Genomic DNA, 16,859 nt, shown 5'->3' with positions numbered 1-16,859 from the left:
GAGCATTCCGTACGGATCCATCCGGGTTCGGGGAGCCGGATATCCTGCTCCGAACGTGTCACCCGACTTTTGCGGGACCCGCCGCGTGGCAGTAGCACGGCAACGGCATGGCGGGGTCCGGCGCGGGGGGGCCGGGCTCGGCGTGAACGAGAGGGTGTCAAGTGACGCGCTGTGATGACGCTGAGCAGGGGCCGCCGGAGGCGGCCGGGGCCGGGGTGTTCGCCGCCGAGGACGAGGTCGGCCGTGATCTGGCGTCGGTGGACTGGCGGGCCACCCCGCTCGGGCCGCCGGAGGAGTGGCCGCAGAGCCTGCAGACGGCGGTGAGCATCCTGCTGTCGTCCCGGTTCTCCATGTGGATGGCGTGGGGGCCGGAGCTGACCTTCTTCTGCAACGCCGCCTACCGGCGCGACACGCTGGGCCGGAAATATCCATGGGCGCTCGGCAGGCCCGCCGCCGAGGTCTGGGCGGAGATCTGGGACGACATCGGCCCGCGGATCGACACCGTGCTGGCCACCGGGCAGGCCACCTGGGACGAGGCGCTGCTGCTGGTCCTGGAGCGGGCCGGCTATCCGGAGGAGAGCTACCACACGTTCTCCTACAGCCCCCTTCGCGACGACTCGGGCGCCGTGGTCGGCATGCTGTGCGTCGTCAGCGAGGAGACCGAGCGGGTCATCGGCGAGCGGCGCATGGCGACGCTGCGGGATCTCGGCTCCGACCCCAGCGTGGTCCGCACCGAGCAGGAGATGCTCGGGTTCGCCTGCCGGCAGCTCGGCCGCAACCTCTACGACCTGCCGTTCACACTGACCTATCTGTTCCAGGACGGCGGCGGCGCGCGGCTGGCCGGGGTGACCGGCATCGCCGCCGGGCATCCGGCCGCCCCGCTCACCCTGGCGGCCGGCGACCCCGGCACGGTGTGGCCCGTGGGGGCGCCGGCCCGGGGAGAGCCGGTGATCGTGCCGCTCGACGGCGCGCCGTTCGCCGGTCTTCCGGCCGGAGCCTGGCCGGAGCCGCCCACGCAGGCGCTGGTGGTGCCGCTGCTCCAGCAGGGCAGCGCGCCGTACGGGTTCCTGGTGGCCGCGCTCAACCGCTATCGGCCGCTGGACGAGGCGTATCGCGGGTTCATCGAGCTGGCGGCGGGGCACGTCGCGGCGGGCGTCGCGAGCGCCCGCAGCTACGAGGCCCAGCAGCGGCGGGCGGGGGAGCTGGCCGAGCTCGACCGTGCGAAGACCGTCTTCTTCTCCAACATCAGCCACGAGTTCCGCACGCCGCTGACCCTGATCATGGGGCCGGTGGAGGAGCTGCGCGCCCGGCTGCACGGAGCGGACCCGCAGGTGCGCGAGGAGCTGGAGGTCATCCGCCGCAACGGGTTGCGGCTCGGCAAGCTGGTCAACACCCTGCTGGACTTCTCCCGCATCGAGGCCGGCCGCATGCAGGCCGGCTATGAGCCGGTCGATCTGGCCGCCGTCACGGCCGAGCTGGCCAGCCTCTTCCGCTCCGCGATCGACAAGGCGGGCCTGGAGTTCCGGGTCGACTGCCCTCCCCTGGACGAGCCGGTCTACATCGACCTCGGCATGTGGGAGAAGGTGGTGCTCAACCTGCTCAGCAACGCGTTGAAGTTCACCTTCGAGGGCGCGATCGGCGTCACCGTGCGCGGCGAGGACGACCACGCCGTGGTGACCGTCACCGACACGGGCGTCGGCGTCCCGGCCGACGAGCTGCCGCGGCTGTTCGAGCGGTTCCACCGCATCGAGAACGCGCGCTCGCGCTCCAACGAGGGAAGCGGCATCGGGCTGGCCCTCGTGCAGGAGCTGGTCGGCCTGCACGGCGGCACGATCAGCGCCGACAGCGCCGAGGGTGCGGGCACCCGTTTCACCATCCGCCTGCCGTACGGCTCCGCGCACCTGCCCGCCGAGTCGATCATCACGGCCGGCACCGGGGCGGGCGCCACCGCCGCGGATCCGTACGTCGAAGAGGCGCTGCGCTGGCTGCCCGCGGACGAGGACGGCGAGCCCGCCGGGAACGGCATGGAGCTGCCGTCGCACGACGGCTCCGCCATCCGGCCGGGGAGCTCGGCCGCCCCGGCGCGTGTGCTGGTCGCCGACGACAACGCCGACATGCGCGGCTATCTCGTCCGACTCCTCAAGGGCGCCGGATATCTCGTCGGCACCGCGAGCGACGGCATGGAGGCCCTGGACGCCGTACGCGCGGACGCGCCCGACGTCGTGATCAGCGACGTGATGATGCCGCGCCTCGACGGGCTGTCCCTGGTCGCGGCGCTGCGGTCCGATCCGCGCACCGCCGCCGTGCCCGTGGTGCTGCTGTCGGCCCGGGCGGGCCAGGAGGCGTCGATCGAGGGCCTGCAGGCCGGGGCCGACGACTACCTGGTCAAGCCCTTCGCCGCCGCGGAGCTGCTCGCGCGGGTGCGGGCGAACATGGACATGGCACGGCTGCGCCAGCACCAGGCGCGCTGGCGCAGCGCGCTGGTCGACTCGCTGCAGGAGGCGTTCTTCGTCTGCGACGAGCAGGGTGCCGTCATCGAGATCAACAGCGCCTTCACCGACATCCTCGGCTACGGCCCGGAGAACCTGCCCTACACGCCGATCCATCCGTGGTGGCCGGACGCCGCCGATCCCGAGGCCTACCAGCAGGTCGCCGACGCCTTCAGCGGCCTGCTCGGCCCGGGCCGGGGCAGCCACACCATCCCGGTCGTCCACCGCGACGGGCACCGGCTGTGGATCAGCGTGACCTTCAACGAGGCGCAGGATCCCGACACCGGGCGGCGTGTCGTCGTCGGCACCTTCCGCGACGTCACCGCCGAGCACTACGCCATCCAGCGCGAGAGCGCCCTCGCCTCGCTGAGCACCGGCCTGTCGCAGGCCGGGAGCCTGTCCGACGCGCTGACCGGCGCCCTGCGGGAGCTGCGCGGCCTGTGGCGTGCGACGTCGGTCGTCGCCGCGGTCTTCGGCCAGGGCGAGGAGCCGTCCCTGACCGTCGAGGGCGGGCCGGTGGACTGGCACGGGCTGCCGGGCGAACGCCGCCGGGCGCTCGCCGATCTGCTGCGACGGCCGCTGCTCACACCGGTCACCGAGCGCGACGGGGCCGGCATCCTGCTGGAGCACCCCGAGGGACAGCTCGCCCTGTGGATCGACCTGGGCGGCCACCGGCCCTTCACGGGTGAGGACCAGGTGCTGCTGTCGCTGCTGGCCGGACGTCTGGCCCAGGGCCTTGTGCGCGCCCACCAGATCGACCAGCAACGCGAGACCGCCATCGCGCTGCAGCGCGCCATCCTCGGCCCCGCCCGGCTTCCCGACGGGTTCGCCGTACGCTACGAGCCCGCCACCCGGCCCCTGGAGGTCGGCGGCGACTGGTACGACACCGTCGCCTTGCCCGGCGGGCGCATCGGCATCGTCGTCGGCGACTGCGTCGGGCGCGGGGTGCAGGCCGCCGCCGTGATGGGACAGCTGCGCAGCGCGTGCCGCGCGCTGCTGCTGCAGGACGACAGCCCGGCGCGCGTGCTCATGGCCCTGGACCAGTTCGCCGCCGGTGTCCCCGGGGCCCGGTGCACCACCGTCTTCTGCGCCGTCCTCGATCCGGAGACCGGGCGCCTGTCCTACTCCAGCGCCGGGCACCCGCCGGGGATCCTCGCCCACCCCGACGGCAGCACGGGCCTGCTCGACGGCGGGCGTTCGGTGCCGCTCGCCGTACGGCCGGGGGCGGCCCGCCCGGAGAGCGAGACGGTCATCCCCCCGCGCGCCACGCTCATGCTCTACACGGACGGCCTGGTCGAGCGCCGCCGCCGTCCGCTCTATTCGGGCATCGACCAGGCCAGTCAGGCCGTACAGGACGGCAGGAACGTCGCCGTCGACGACCTCGCCACGCACGTGATGATCCGCCTTGCGCCCGCGGACGGCTACGACGACGACGTCGCGCTGCTGCTCTATCGGCACCCGGCCCCGCTGGAGGTGACCTTCCCGGCGGAGTCGTCCCAGCTCGCGCCGGTACGCAAGGCGCTGCGGAGCTGGCTCGGCCAGTGCGACCTGCCGACCCAGATCGTCCAGAACGTCCTGGTCGCGGCGGGTGAGGCGTGCGCGAACGCCATCGAGCACGGCCACCGGCACGCCCCCGGTGAGATCGTCCGCCTGCGGGTCGAGGCGTCGGTCGACAACCTGCGCCTCACCGTCGCCGACAGCGGCCGCTGGAAGTCCCCCGAGCCCGAGGCCAACTCCCACCGCGGGCGCGGCGTCGCGCTCATGCGCGCCATGATGCAGCAGGTCACCATCACCCCCGGCCCGTACGGGACCACCGTCGACATGCAGATGAGGATCGCCTGATGACCACACCCCTGACCATCACCCCTGGGGTTCGCCCGGACGGCGTCGCTCTCCTGACCGCGGCCGGCGAGATCGACATGAGCAACACCGACGCCCTCGCGGCGGCTCTTGAGAGCACCCCGGGGCCCGTCGTCATCGACCTCACCTCGGTCGAATATCTCGACAGCGCGGGCCTGAGCGTGCTGTTCGCGCACGCCGACCACATCGCGCTCATCGCCAACCCCCTGCTGACCCCCGTACTGACCATCTCCGGGCTGGCGGACCTCGTCACCGTCGCCGAGGGGGACTCCGGCGCCCGATAGGACCCGTCCTGCCTCCTTCAAGTGAGATTTTGCTCTCGCTTGCGTTGATCTCTTTACACGAGTCATGTGAGAGTTGACTATCAAGTGGCGACTCGACGAATCGTGGTGAACGGCGATCCGCTCTGGGAGGCATGATGACCACTGTCGAACCCCGGATCTTCCCCTTCGGACAGACGGACCGGCTGGAGGTGGATCCCCTCTTCTCCCGCTTGCGGCAGGAGGAACCGCTGTGCCGGGTCCGGCTGCCGTACGGGGAGCCCGCGTGGCTCGCGACCCGCTACGAGGACGTCAAGGTCGTGCTCGGTGACGCGCGGTTCAGCCGGGCCGCGGCGATCGGCCGTGACGAGCCGCGGATGCGGCCCCACCGGTCCCGCCCCGGCAGCATCCTCAGCTTCGACCCGCCCGAGCACAGCAGGCTGCGGAGGCTGGTGTCGAAGGCGTTCACCGTACGGCGGGTCGAGCTGCTGCGGCCCCGCACCCAGGAGATCGCCGACGGTCTCGTGGGCGCGATGCTCGGCAAGGGCGCCCCGGCCGACCTCGTCGAGGACTTCGGGCTGCCGCTGCCGATCACGGTCATCTGCGAGTTGCTGGGCGTGCCCGTCGAAGACCGGGTCGACTTCCGCACCTGGTCGGACGCGCTGCTGTCCACGACGCGGTTCACCCCGGACGAGGTGGTGCGCTGCATGGGGCTGCTCCGGGACTACATGGCGGGGCTCATCGCCCAGCGCCGCGAGGCTCCGAAGGACGACCTGCTCAGCGCGCTCGTCGCGGCCCGCGACGACGAGGAGCGGCTGTCGGAGGAGGAGATGCTGTCGCTGGCCGAGGCGCTGCTGGTCGCCGGCCACGAGACCACGGCCACGCAGATCCCCAACTTCGTCTACGTGCTGCTCACCCATCCCGGGCAGCTCGCGGCGCTGCGCGCCGACCTCGACCTGATCCCCAGGGCAGTCGAGGAGCTGATGCGCTTCGTCCCGCTCGGCGGCGGCGCGTCCATCGCGCGCTACGCACTGGAGGACGTCGAGCTGGGCGGCGTCATGGTGCGCGCCGGTGAGCCGGTGGTCGTGAGCCTGATATCGGCCAACCGCGACGAGTCGGTCTACACGAACCCCGACGACCTCGAACTCGACCGTCAGCAGGCCTCGCACGTGGGGTTCGGGCACGGGGCGCACCACTGCCTCGGCGCCCCGCTCGCCCGGATGGAGCTGCAGGTCGCGCTGCGTACGCTGCTCACCCGGCTGCCCGGGCTCCGCCTCGCCGGCTCCGAGGACGACGTCGTGTGGAAGACGGGGTTGTCCACCCGGGGCCCCGAGCACATGCTTGTCACGTGGGACCGGCCCTGACGGGGCTTATCGATAGTCGCCTATCATTTTTGGCTATCCTGTGGGCGTGACCACCGAGACCTCGCGACGGCTGCGCGCCGACGCCGCACGCAACTCGGGGAGGATCCTGCGCGCGGCCCGGGAGGTCTGGGCCGAGCAGGGGCCCGACGCGCTGCTCGAAGATATCGCCCGCCGCGCCGGTGTCGGCATCGCTACCCTCTATCGCCATTTTCCCGACAAGGCGGGCCTGGTCAGGGCGGCCCTCGACCAGAGCTTCGCCGAGGAGATCGCCCCCGCCATCGAACGGGCGCTCGGCGACGACGATCCCCGCCGCGCTCTGGCCACCGTGCTGGAGGCGGCGATGTCCTCGGCGGACCGGGAGCGCAACACCCTGGCCGCCGCCCGGAACTCCGGCGCCGTCACCGCCGAGGCGAGCAGCCCGTTCATCGAGTCGCTGACCCTGCTGGCCCGGCGCGGGCAGGAGGCCGGTCTCATCCGCGCCGACCTCGTCGCCGACGACCTGCCGAGGATCATGGTCATGCTGATGGGCGTGCTGTGGACGATGGAGCCCGGCAGCGACGGCTGGCGGCGCTACCTCGCGCTCGTCCTCGACGCCCTGTCGCCCGGCGCGGCCACCCCGCTGCCGGACGCCGTGCCGCTCAGGTCACCGCGCAAACGAGGCGGCTGGCCCGTGTGACGCGGGCGGCCGGGGCTCTGCCACGTGGATGGCCGCAGCGTGATCCGGAGCGGTGAGCCCGGCCAGCGCGGCGGCCGAGGGCGTTCCCGGATCGGCCTGATAGGCGATCACGACCTGGCCGTCCGTCCCGCCGACCGCAAGGCTGTGCCGCCGCAGCACGAGCCGCCCGGCGACGGGATGGGCGAACTCCTTCGTCTCGTTCCGCGTCGGGCGGACGTCATGGCGTTCCCACAGGCGGCGGAAGTCGTCGGAGGCCGCCGACAGCTCCTCGACCAGCTCGCGCAGGGCCGGGTCGTCGAGGTCGGCGCCGGCCACGGCCCGGAGCGCGGCGACCGAGCCGGCCGCGACCGCGTCCCACCGGGGGAACAGCGCCCGCGCGCCGGGATCGAGGAAGACGTCTCGCACGAGGGTGCGGCCGGGCCGATACATGGGCGCGAGGGCGATCGCCGCCGCGTTGGCGGCCAGCACGTCGAACCGCCGTCCTCGCAGGTAGGCGGGTATGCCTGCCCACGCGTCGAGGAGATCCCCGGCTCCGGGGGCAGGCTGCTCCCGCGGCCGGCGGGGCGGGCCGCCGTTCGGTCTCGACGCGTCTCGGGCCAGGGCGTGCAGGTGGGCCGTGAGGTCGGCGTCGAGGCGCAGGGCGGCGCCGAGCGCGTCGAGCACCTGCTCGGAGGGATTGCGGTCCCTGCCCTGCTCAAGCCGGGTCAGATAGGCGAGGCTGACGCCCGCGAGCGTGGCCAGCTCGTCGCGGCGCAGCCCGGCCACGCGGCGCCGGCCGATCGCGGGCAGCCCGGCGTCCTCCGGGCGTACGAGCGCGCGGCGGGCCTTGAGAAAGCTGCCGAGAGCGTTGGTGCCGGGCATGTCACCCGCCACTGTACGCAGCACCGGCGGGTGATGGTGACCCTGCCGGGGTGATGGCTGTGCCGTCCCGTGCGGGGCAGAGTCGATGGACATGAGCACAGAAAACGCAATCACCTGGTTCATCACGGGGGCGTCCCGCGGCTTCGGCGACGTGTGGACGCGGGCGGCGCTGCGGCGCGGCGACCGGGTCGTCGCGACGGCCCGCGACGTTTCCACGCTGAAGCCGCTCGCCGACGAGTTCGGCGACGCGATCCTCCCGTTGCCGCTCGACGTCACCGACCGGGACGCCGCCTTCGCCGCGGTCGCCCGTGGGGCCGAGCGCTTCGGCGGGATCGACGTCGTCGTCAACAACGCCGGATACGGCCTTTTCGGCGCGGTGGAGGAGGTCACCGAGGCCCAGGCGAGGGCCCAGCTGGAGACGAACCTGCTCGGCGCGCTCTGGGTCACCCAGGCCGCGCTGCCCGGGATGCGGGAGCGTGGGCGGGGCCACTTCCTGCAGGTGTCGAGCATCGGCGGCGTCGCCGCGTTCCCCATGCTCGGGCTCTACAACGCGTCGAAATGGGGCCTGGAGGCGTTCAGCGAGTCGCTCGCCCAGGAGGTCGCCCCACATGGGATCAAGGTGACGATCATCGAGCCCGGCCCGTACGGCACCGACTGGAGCGGCTCTTCGGCCGTCCACGCCGAGCCGCACGCCGCGTACGAGCAGGTCAGGCAGGCCCGCCGGGCCGCCGCGGCGGGCAGGGCGCCGATCGACCCCGAGATCACGGCCGAGGCGGTCCTCGCGGTCGTGGACGCGGAACGGCCCCCGCTGCGCCTGTTCCTGGGGAGCTACTGCCTGCCGATCGCCGAGCGGGTCTATTCCGAACGCCTGGACACCTGGCGGGAGTGGCGCTCCCTCTCCGAGTCCGCCGACGGGTGAGCGCGCGGCGGTTCCCCGGCTCTCGGGTCCGGCCGGGGAAAACATCGGCCGGGTCGCCGAACGCGGCCTGACGAAACGCCGGAGTTACGCCGAGGTGGCAATGAAAGTTTCATTGCGGAGCGGGTCCGCGGGTCTGATCGGGAGTTCCTCACAAATGCGTCTCCGACTAGTGATCAAGGCGAGATTTCGGCCGACGCCGGACTGCGCGCGGATGACGTCAGAGGATGACGTCAGAGGCGTCCTCGGATGAGAAACTTGGCAGGTGGAGACTTCGGTGCCAGGGCGAGCCGAAACGCGGCTCCAGGCCAAAATACTTACGCGATTGCGTGACGCGGGCCCGCAATCCCGCATTCAGCTGTCGGAACACTTCGAAGTGTCACGTACGACGATCGGGGCGGAACTCGGCCGGCTTACGGCGCTGAAACTCGTCGAGGAAATCGGACCGGCCGCGTCTCGTGGAGGGCGCAGGTCGACCGTCATCGATCTGGCCGGCCGGGTGCGGTTCGTCGGCATCGTCATCGGCGCGACCTCGGTGTCCGCCGCGATCACCGACGGCAGGCTGCGCGTCCTCGCGTTCGAACGCACGCAATGCGATGTGCGTCAGGGCCCCGAGCCCGTGCTCGAACTCGCCATGGAACAGAGCCGGGCGCTGCTCCAGAAATTGGGCGTGGACAAGCCGATGGGCGTCGGTGTCGGTGTGCCCGGACCGGTGGACTTCTCCCGCGGTATCCCGGTGTCGCCACCGATCATGCCGGGGTGGGACGGTTATCCGGTCCGCGATGTCATCGGCGGGCGGTTCGACTGCCCGGTCTTACTGGACAACGACGTCAATGTAATGGCCTTGGGCGAACAACACGCCGGCTCGGCGAGCACCGCCGAGAACTTCCTGTACGTGAAGGTAGGCTCGGGCATCGGCTGCGGAATCGTGGCCAAGGGTGAGCTCTATCGCGGCATGGACGGGTGCGCGGGGGATATCGGGCACATACCGGTCACCGGCTCCGACGAGATCTGCGCGTGCGGCAACACGGGATGCCTGGAGGCGTCCTTCGGCGGTGACGCGCTGGCGCGACAGGCGCTCGCCGCGGCCAGGTCCGGGCGCTCGCCCCTGCTCAAGGAGTTCCTCGAACGCGACGGCACGCTGACCGCCGCGCAGGTGGGAGAGGCGGTCGCCGCCGGTGACGCGGCGTCCGTCCAGATGGTGCGCGACGGCGGACGGCGCGTGGGCGAGGTGCTGGCGGGCCTGGTGTCGTTCTTCAACCCGAGCCTCATCGTGCTGGGCGGTGGCCTCACGCAACTGGGTCACATCCTCCTCGCGGAGATCCGCGGCGCGATCTACCGCCGTTCGCTGCCTCTCGCCACCAGGAACCTGCCGATCGCGATGAGCGATCTCGGCCCGCAGGCCGGCGTCATCGGCGCGGCCAGGCTCGTGAGTGAGGAGGTCTACGGCTTCTCCCGGTGATCGACGCCGGCCTCGGGGGTCCGCTCCCGCCGAGATCCGCTGCGCACGGGATTGCATGATCATGCATTCCCGTGTATATATTCTACTCGTGTCCAAGGTGCTCACTTCTCTGCCTGTCGGCGAGCGTGTCGGGATCGCCTTCTCCGGTGGCCTCGACACTTCGGTAGCGGTCGCGTGGATGCGGGAGAAGGGTGCAGTGCCGTGCACCTACACCGCCGAAATCGGCCAGTACGACGAACCTGACATCGCCTCGGTGCCGGGGCGTGCCACCGCGTACGGCGCGGAGATCTCCCGGCTGGTCGACTGCCGGGCGGCCCTGGTCGAGGAGGGGCTCGCGGCTCTGGCCTGCGGGGCCTTCCACATCAGGTCCGGCGGCCGCACGTACTTCAACACCACCCCGCTCGGGCGGGCCGTCACCGGCACCCTGCTGGTGCGCGCGATGCTCGAAGACGGGGTGCAGATCTGGGGAGACGGCTCCACCTTCAAGGGCAACGACATCGAGCGGTTCTACCGTTACGGTCTGCTCGCCAACCCCTCCCTGCGGATCTACAAGCCGTGGCTGGACGCCGACTTCGTCAACGAGCTCGGCGGGCGCAAGGAGATGTCCGAGTGGCTGCTCGCGCACGGGCTGCCCTACCGGGACAGTGTGGAGAAGGCCTACTCCACCGACGCGAACATCTGGGGCGCCACTCACGAGGCCAAGTCTCTTGAGCACCTCGACACGGGCATCGAGATCGTCGAGCCCATCATGGGTGTGCGTTTCTGGGACCCCTCCGTCGAGATCGCGACCGAGGACGTCACGATCGGCTTCGAGCAGGGACGTCCGGTGACGATCAACGGCAAGGAGTTCCCCTCCGCCGTCGATCTGGTGCTGGAGGCCAACGCCATCGGCGGCCGTCACGGCCTGGGCATGTCCGACCAGATCGAGAACCGGATCATCGAGGCCAAGAGCCGGGGCATCTACGAGGCGCCGGGCATGGCCCTGCTGCACGCGGCCTACGAGCGGCTGGTCAACGCGATCCACAACGAGGACACCCTCGCCAGCTACCACATCGAGGGGCGGCGGCTGGGCCGGCTGCTCTACGAGGGCCGCTGGCTGGACCCGCAGGCGCTGATGCTGCGCGAGTCGCTGCAGCGCTGGGTCGGCATGGCGGTCACCGGCGAGGTGACCCTGCGGCTGCGGCGTGGTGAGGACTACTCCGTGCTGGACACGTCCGGGCCCGCGTTCAGCTACCACCCGGACAAGCTCTCCATGGAGCGCACCGAAGACTCCGCCTTCGGTCCGGTGGACCGCATCGGGCAGCTGACGATGCGCAACCTCGACATCGCCGACTCCCGCTCCAAACTGGAGCAGTACGCCAGGCTCGGCATGGTCGGCAGCCAGCAGCCGGCGCTGATCGGAGCCGCCCAGGCGGCGTCGACCGGGCTGATCGGCGCGATGCCCGAGGGCGGAGCCGAGGCGATCGCCTCTCGCGGCGAGGTCTCCACCGAGGAGGAGCTCCTCGACCAGGCCGCCATGGAGCTCGGCACCGACTGACCATGCCACCGACTGATCACGCCACTGACTGATCACAGGACCGACCGACCACGGCTCAGGCCGGTACGGCCGGACTTGACGTCCTCCTCGATGCGTATGCGGGACACCGAGCCCGCACCCGCATCAGGAGGACGTCGTGGCGTTCGGGATCTTCGAGGACTCACCACGACTGGGGCGCCCGGTGCCGCCGGACGCCCCTTCGCCGTACGGGGACCGGGTGCGAGACATCCGGCAGCCGGGCCCGGGGGCGTGCGGGATCCGGGTCCCGGATCAGCCGGATCGGGAACGTCCGGCAGTCCGGTTGGGGACGAGCCCCGGAAGCACCGGGGAAGCCAGGTGGGGACGTGCCGGGCCGGGAACGTCCGGCAGTCCGGTTGGGGACGAGCCCCGGAAGCACCGGGGAAGCCAGGTGGGGACGTGCCGGGCCGGGAACGTCTGGCAGTCCGGTTGGGGACGAGCCCCGGAAGCACCGGGGAAGCCAGGTGGGGACGTGCCGGGCCGGGAACGGCCGGGCGCCTCTTCGCCGTACGGAGACCGGGAGCTGGGAGCGGCCGGGTGCCCCTTCGACTTACGGAAACCGGGCCGGGGACACCGGGGAGCCGGGTCAGGTGTGGGCGCGGGGAGTGAGGAGCTCGGTGATCCGGGTGAACCCGTCGGCGCCGTGGCCCTGTGCGATGACGCGGCGGGCCCAGCCTTGGGCCGCGCGCATCACGCTCGCGTCGATGCCGTGGGCCTCGGAGGTCTCGATGATGTGGGCGATGGACGAGGCCGCCGAGGTGATCGGGTTGCCCTCGCCGGAGAAGCCGCCGCTGTCCACTTCCGCCGCCGCCTCCTCGAAGATCGGCGGCAGGATCGCGCCGATGCCCTTGGCGAACGGCGCCAGCTCCCGCGCTTTGACCCCTTCGGCCCGTGCCACCGCCAGCGCGTGCGCGTAGCCCGCCATCGCGGTCCAGAAGACGTCGAGCAGCGCGATGTCGTAGGCCGCCGCCCGGCCGATGTCCTCGCCGAGATGGGTGTGCGTGCCGCCGAGGGCCTCCAGGAGCGGCCGGTGCCGCCGGTAGAGCTCCTCCGGGCCGCTGTGCAGGAACGCCGCGGCCGGGGTGCCGATGGTCGTGGTTGGCGTCATGATCGCGCCGTCGAGATATCCGATGCCGTGCTCGGTGGCCCAGGCCGCGGTGCTCCGGGCGCGGCCTGGCGTGTCGGCGGTCAGGTTCACGAGGGTGCGTCCCCGGAGCGCGCCGGCGACAGCGTCACGCCGTACGACGGCGTCCGCGGCGTCGTAGTTCACCACGCAGATCACGGTCACCTCGCTCGCGGCGACCGCCGACTCCGGCGTGGGGGCGCTGTACGCGCCACGCTCGGTCAACTGCTGGTCTTTGCCCGGCGTCCGGTTCCAGACCGTGGTGCGGATGCCGGCGTCCAGGAAGGCCCCGGCCAAGGCGCGGCCCATCGGTCCCAGACCGAGCACGGTGACGGCAGACTGGTGGACGTGCTGGCTCATGTCTCGACTCCTGCATGCATGACAGCGATAGCGCTGAACGGGATGGAAAGATGACGCGTAGCCGCGCCGAAGACCCGAACGTCTGCGGGGTCACCGCCGCGATCGCGGTGATCGACGGCAAGTGGAAGACGATCCTGCTCTGGCTGCTGGAATCCGCTCCGCGTCGTCCCGGCGAGCTGCTCCGGCGGCTGCCGGGCCTCACCGAGAAGGTGCTGACTCAGACGCTCAGGGAAATGGAATCCGACGGGCTGGTGCACCGTGAGGTGTACGACGGCCGCCCGCTGAAGACGGTGTACTCACTGACCGATTTCGGTCGTGACCTCTCCGAGGCGCTGGCGCCGCTGTCCGACTGGGGACATCGCCGCCTGGAGAAGCTGGCCCGGGAGACGCCCTCCGGGAAGGCGACGTCCGGGCTGACGCCGTCCGGGAACGCGACGTCCGGGCTGACGCCGTCCGGGAACGCGACGTCCGGGGAGACGTCGGCTGGGGAGATTCCGCCCGGGGAAGTGCCGTCCGGGGAGGGGCCGTCCGGGGAAGTGCCGTCTGGGGATTGGCCGTCTGGAAAGACGGAGGCGCAGGCAGGGCCTCTCCCGGTCTCCTGAGACATCGCCGTCACCCCCGTTCTCGCCTGGACTCAGGCGGCCTTCCGGCTGCCCGCAACCAAGCTTCACGCCGCCCGTCCCGGCCCGACAAGTACCCACAAAAAGGTGGGTAGGCCGCGAAGCCCTGCACAGGACGCCGTTCTCCGTCCAGTGCATACGTTTCCGTTGTCCGGGTAGCCCGGCCCTTGTCCGCGACGGCGAGATCGACCGCCGGAGGGGGAAGATCGGTGGCACAGCGGATCGAGGACTACGGCCTGCTCGACGACCTTTGGCGGGCGACCTGCACACGGCGGCCCCGGCATGGCGGCCTCCACACGGCGGCCCGGACACGACGGCCCTTGCGCGGCGACCCGGACACGGCGGCCTCCACACGGCGGCCTCCACACGGCGGCCCTTGCGCGGCGGCCCGGACACGGCGGCCCTTGTGCGGCGGCCTGCACACGGCCGCCGGACACGGCGAGCCGCGCAGGGCGGCCCTGATGGGACGCGATGAGTCGATCAACCTACGCTGGTTCCGAGGCGGCTGCCGGGCACGTCGCGCACGGCCGCGAACACGTTGGAGGTGAGCGCTGATGCGCGCTCTCACCGTCATCCCGTCGCAGAAGGACTCCCTGGCCGTCACCGACGTCCCCGAGCCGGAGCCGGGCGAGGGTGACCTGCTCGTCGAGGGTCTCGCCGTCGGCGTGTGCGGCACGGACAAGGAGATCGCCGCCGGGGAGTACGGCTGGGCCCCGCCCGGCCGCGACCGCCTGGTCATCGGCCACGAGTCGCTGGGCAGGGTGCGGCAGGCGCCGTCCGGCAGCGGCTTCGCCCCGGGGGATCTCGTGGTCGGAGTGGTCCGGCGGCCCGACCCGGTGCCGTGCGGCGCCTGCGCGCACGGGCAGTTCGACATGTGCCGCAACGGCCGTTACACCGAGCGCGGCATCAAGGAACTGGACGGATATGCCGGCCAGAGCTGGGTGGTCGAGCCCGGATACGCCGTCCGGCTGGATCCCCGGCTGGCCGACGTCGGAATGCTCCTCGAACCGACCAGCGTCGTCGCCAAGGCGTGGGACGAGGTGGAGAAGGTCGGTGCCCGGGCCTGGTTCGCGCCGAAGACCGCGCTGGTCACCGGCGCGGGGCCGATCGGCCTGCTCGCAGCGCTGCTCGGCGTGCAGCGCGGGCTGGAGGTGCACGTCCTCGACCGGGTCACGGACGGCCCCAAACCGGCCCTCGTACGGGACCTCGGCGCGGTCTACCACGCCGGGGACGCCGGAGAGGTCGCCGCGAAGGTGAGCCCCGACGTGGTGATCGAGGCGACCGGCGCAGGACCGGTCATCTTCGCCGTGGCCGCCAACACCGCGCCGTACGGCATCGTCTGTCTGACCGGCGTCTCCTCGGCCGGGCGCCGGATCACGCTCGACGCGGGCGGCCTCAACCGCGACATCGTGCTGCAGAACGACGTGCTCATCGGCTCGGTCAACGCCAACCTCGGCCACTATGCCGGCGCGGCCGACGCCCTGGCCAGGGCCGACCTCGCCTGGCTGAACCGGCTGATCAGCCGCAGGGTGCCGCTGGAGGCGTTCCACGACGCCTTCACCGCCGGGCCGCAGGACGTCAAGGTCGTCATCGAGCTGTGACGGCTCCGCCGTTCACACCAGGAAGATCAGCATGGCGGTGAGGCCGAGGGTCACCGCTATGAAGCCCCCCGTCCTGGGCTGCCGGGCGGCCTCCCGGCGGGAGGAGACCACCAGCAGGGCGCCCACGCCGAGCGCCGCCACGAGGTGCAGGCCGTACCAGACGGGAATGGGCACCCTGGCCAGGAAGGTGCCGGAGAGCAGGTCGTCGGTGGACCCGTAGCCGCCGAGTGCGGCGACCGCGGCCAGGCCCAGCACCGGGAGCGCATACCGGAACCGGCCGAGCAGGGCCCAGACGACGGCCCCCAGGCCGAGCAGGATCGCGCAGCGATGGTGCAGTTGCCGCGCGAGCAGGCCGCGTTCGTCGAAGCCGATGTCGAGGATCGAGTGGTAGGCGGCGCTCATCTGCACCCCGCGCAGCGGCTCGTAGTCGCCGGTGTAGGAGACCATTTCGCCGCTGGGCACGTAGGAGAACGCCAGCACGCCACCGGTGATCAGGAAGGCCGCGAAAAGGTAGACGAGGATCTCACCCATCGCCTGCCTCGTCCGATTCACTGGCATATTTCAGCACATGCGTACGTCCCAGGCGGGCGGAACCAGACAGACCGCCGTACGTCTTCCGGGTCGTGAACGGAACCGGGCCGAGCACGTCGAGCCACTCGGCGAACTCGTGGACGAAGGAGCTACAGGTACGTCCGCGTACGACCGGCCCGGTCGCGGAACAACCACCAGTTCCAGACCTGGGAAAGCACCATCAGCGGCACCATGACCGCGGCGAAGACCGTCAGAATCCGCAGGGTGCCCGCATCCGCCATCGCCTCCGCCAGCCGCAGGCCGGTGCCGGAGGTGCCGGGGGCGCCGGAGGTGACCAGCGCGAAGGGGTGCAGGCCCGCACCGAGTGCCACGACGGGCAGGGCGGCCGCACACGAGGTCGCGGCGAAGGCACGGCCCGTACGGCCCGCGCGCAGCAGAGCCGCCCCGGTGAGGAGCACGACCACAAGGGCCCCGCCCGTCGCGAGGGCGGGCCACGGGTTGACGAGGGCGTGCCGCGCCGAGGAGAGGAAGCCGGTGACGAGGACGGCCGCCGCCGCCACGGCCGCCACGAGCAGGGCGCGGCAGCCGGCCCGCGCGGCCCGCGCGCCCGGCGCGCCGCCGGTTCGCCAGGCCAGGAAGGCCGCCCCGTGCGCGAGGAACACCGCCGTGGTCGTGGCGCCGCACAGCAGCACGAAGGGGTGGAGCAGGTCGGCCGGTCCGATCGAGAAGACGTTCCGGGCGTCCAGCGGCACCCCGGCGAGGAGGCGGCCGGTCACGAGCCCCCACCCCACGGCGGGCACCAGCCCGCCCAGGAAGATCAACCCATCCCAGAGCCGGCGTGCCGTGGCGCTCCGGTGGCGGCTGCGCAACTGTACGGCGGTGTTGCCGACGACGATGCCGACCAGGATCGCCGCGAACGGGAAGTACATCCCGGACAGCAGCCGCCCTTCCAGCAAGGGGAAGGCGCCGAACAGCACGCCCGCCGCGGCCACCAGCCAGACCTCGTTGCCGAGGAAGAACGGGCCGAAGGCGTTGAGCAGCGCGCGCCGCTCGCGGTCGTCGCGGCCGAGCCGGGGAGCGAGCATCTGCACGCCGTAGTCGAAGCCGGCCAGGACGAAATAACCGGCGAGCAGCAGCCCGAGCAGGGCCGGCCACACGAGTCCGAAAGTCACGAGGGCTCC

At 71.8% G+C, this 16,859-nt stretch carries 13 protein-coding genes; 9 read left to right on the top strand and 4 right to left on the bottom strand.

The genetic code is table 11. The features are described from left to right. Positions 1-161 precede the first annotated feature (161 nt). The 4 genes from FLV34_RS17940 to FLV34_RS17925 all read left to right on the top strand — a co-directional run bounded on the left by FLV34_RS17940 (position 162) and on the right by FLV34_RS17925 (position 6,649). Positions 162-4,331: a SpoIIE family protein phosphatase gene (locus tag FLV34_RS17940; RefSeq protein WP_147943619.1), complete on the top strand. Its 4,170-nt coding sequence runs from the start codon at positions 162-164 to the stop codon at positions 4,329-4,331. Then, positions 4,331-4,633, top strand: coding sequence for an STAS domain-containing protein (locus FLV34_RS17935; protein WP_142650022.1), 303 nt, complete (start codon positions 4,331-4,333; stop codon positions 4,631-4,633). Before FLV34_RS17940 ends, FLV34_RS17935 begins: the two co-directional genes overlap by 1 nt. 134 nt (positions 4,634-4,767) lie before the next feature. Then, a complete protein-coding gene (locus FLV34_RS17930; RefSeq protein ID WP_147943645.1) occupies positions 4,768-5,973 on the top strand; it encodes a cytochrome P450 in 1,206 nt (401 codons plus the stop codon). Positions 5,974-6,019: 46 nt separating this feature from the next. Beyond that, positions 6,020-6,649: a TetR/AcrR family transcriptional regulator gene (locus tag FLV34_RS17925; RefSeq protein WP_260617403.1), complete on the top strand. Its 630-nt coding sequence runs from the start codon at positions 6,020-6,022 to the stop codon at positions 6,647-6,649. Here FLV34_RS17925 and FLV34_RS17920 read toward each other — a convergent pair. After that, positions 6,617-7,510, bottom strand: a complete 894-nt coding sequence (locus FLV34_RS17920; RefSeq protein WP_147943618.1) for a helix-turn-helix domain-containing protein — start codon at positions 7,508-7,510, stop codon at positions 6,617-6,619. The genes FLV34_RS17925 and FLV34_RS17920 overlap by 33 nt on opposite strands. A 91-nt stretch (positions 7,511-7,601) precedes the next feature. Here FLV34_RS17920 and FLV34_RS17915 point away from each other — a divergent pair, with 91 nt between their 5' ends. From FLV34_RS17915 to argG, 3 genes are all read left to right on the top strand, one after another. Continuing rightward, positions 7,602-8,429, top strand: coding sequence for an SDR family NAD(P)-dependent oxidoreductase (locus FLV34_RS17915; protein WP_142650018.1), 828 nt, complete (start codon positions 7,602-7,604; stop codon positions 8,427-8,429). A 262-nt stretch (positions 8,430-8,691) separates the two neighbouring features. Continuing rightward, complete coding sequence (locus FLV34_RS17910; protein WP_142650017.1) at positions 8,692-9,888, top strand: ROK family transcriptional regulator; 1,197 nt, start codon at positions 8,692-8,694, stop codon at positions 9,886-9,888. 88 nt (positions 9,889-9,976) lie between these two features. Beyond that, on the top strand, positions 9,977-11,425 hold the full coding sequence (gene argG, locus FLV34_RS17905) for an argininosuccinate synthase (RefSeq protein ID WP_142650016.1): 1,449 nt from the start codon (positions 9,977-9,979) through the stop codon (positions 11,423-11,425). 604 nt (positions 11,426-12,029) lie between these two features. Here argG and FLV34_RS17900 read toward each other — a convergent pair. After that, complete coding sequence (locus tag FLV34_RS17900) at positions 12,030-12,926, bottom strand: NAD(P)-dependent oxidoreductase (RefSeq protein WP_142650015.1); 897 nt, start codon at positions 12,924-12,926, stop codon at positions 12,030-12,032. Between the two features lie 50 nt (positions 12,927-12,976). On the opposite strand from FLV34_RS17900, the gene FLV34_RS43275 reads away from it, so the two are divergent. Both FLV34_RS43275 and FLV34_RS17890 read left to right on the top strand, forming a co-directional pair. Next, the gene (locus FLV34_RS43275; protein ID WP_315985200.1) at positions 12,977-13,528 is read left to right on the top strand and encodes a helix-turn-helix domain-containing protein; all 552 of its coding nucleotides are present in this window, start codon (positions 12,977-12,979) and stop codon (positions 13,526-13,528) included. Between the two features lie 572 nt (positions 13,529-14,100). Beyond that, positions 14,101-15,147: a glucose 1-dehydrogenase gene (locus tag FLV34_RS17890; RefSeq protein WP_142650014.1), complete on the top strand. Its 1,047-nt coding sequence runs from the start codon at positions 14,101-14,103 to the stop codon at positions 15,145-15,147. A gap of 12 nt (positions 15,148-15,159) precedes the next feature. On the opposite strand, the gene FLV34_RS17885 is transcribed toward FLV34_RS17890, so the two are convergent. Together FLV34_RS17885 and cydB are read right to left on the bottom strand one after the other, a co-directional pair. Then, on the bottom strand, positions 15,160-15,678 hold the full coding sequence (locus FLV34_RS17885; RefSeq protein ID WP_142650013.1) for a hypothetical protein: 519 nt from the start codon (positions 15,676-15,678) through the stop codon (positions 15,160-15,162). 149 nt (positions 15,679-15,827) lie between these two features. After that, positions 15,828-16,850 (bottom strand): cytochrome d ubiquinol oxidase subunit II, encoded by a 1,023-nt coding sequence (cydB, locus tag FLV34_RS17880; RefSeq protein WP_142650012.1) that lies wholly within the window; start codon positions 16,848-16,850, stop codon positions 15,828-15,830. Positions 16,851-16,859: the final 9 nt, after the last annotated feature.

Source organism: Microbispora sp. CSR-4 (assembly GCF_008033685.1).
GTDB lineage: Bacteria > Actinomycetota > Actinomycetes > Streptosporangiales > Streptosporangiaceae > Microbispora.
The sequence above is the reverse complement of the archived record's forward strand: the minus strand, read 5'-3'. Positions and strand labels throughout refer to the sequence as shown.

Coding starts and splice junctions, on each gene's coding strand:
- FLV34_RS43275 (WP_315985200.1), top strand. CDS start 12,977: ATGACGCGTAGCCGCGCCGAAGACCCGAACGTCTGCGGGGTCACCGCC.
- FLV34_RS17890 (WP_142650014.1), top strand. CDS start 14,101: ATGCGCGCTCTCACCGTCATCCCGTCGCAGAAGGACTCCCTGGCCGTC.
- FLV34_RS17920 (WP_147943618.1), bottom strand. CDS start 7,510: ATGCCCGGCACCAACGCTCTCGGCAGCTTTCTCAAGGCCCGCCGCGCG.
- FLV34_RS17915 (WP_142650018.1), top strand. CDS start 7,602: ATGAGCACAGAAAACGCAATCACCTGGTTCATCACGGGGGCGTCCCGC.
- FLV34_RS17930 (WP_147943645.1), top strand. CDS start 4,768: ATGACCACTGTCGAACCCCGGATCTTCCCCTTCGGACAGACGGACCGG.
- FLV34_RS17900 (WP_142650015.1), bottom strand. CDS start 12,926: ATGAGCCAGCACGTCCACCAGTCTGCCGTCACCGTGCTCGGTCTGGGA.
- FLV34_RS17935 (WP_142650022.1), top strand. CDS start 4,331: ATGACCACACCCCTGACCATCACCCCTGGGGTTCGCCCGGACGGCGTC.
- FLV34_RS17885 (WP_142650013.1), bottom strand. CDS start 15,678: ATGGGTGAGATCCTCGTCTACCTTTTCGCGGCCTTCCTGATCACCGGT.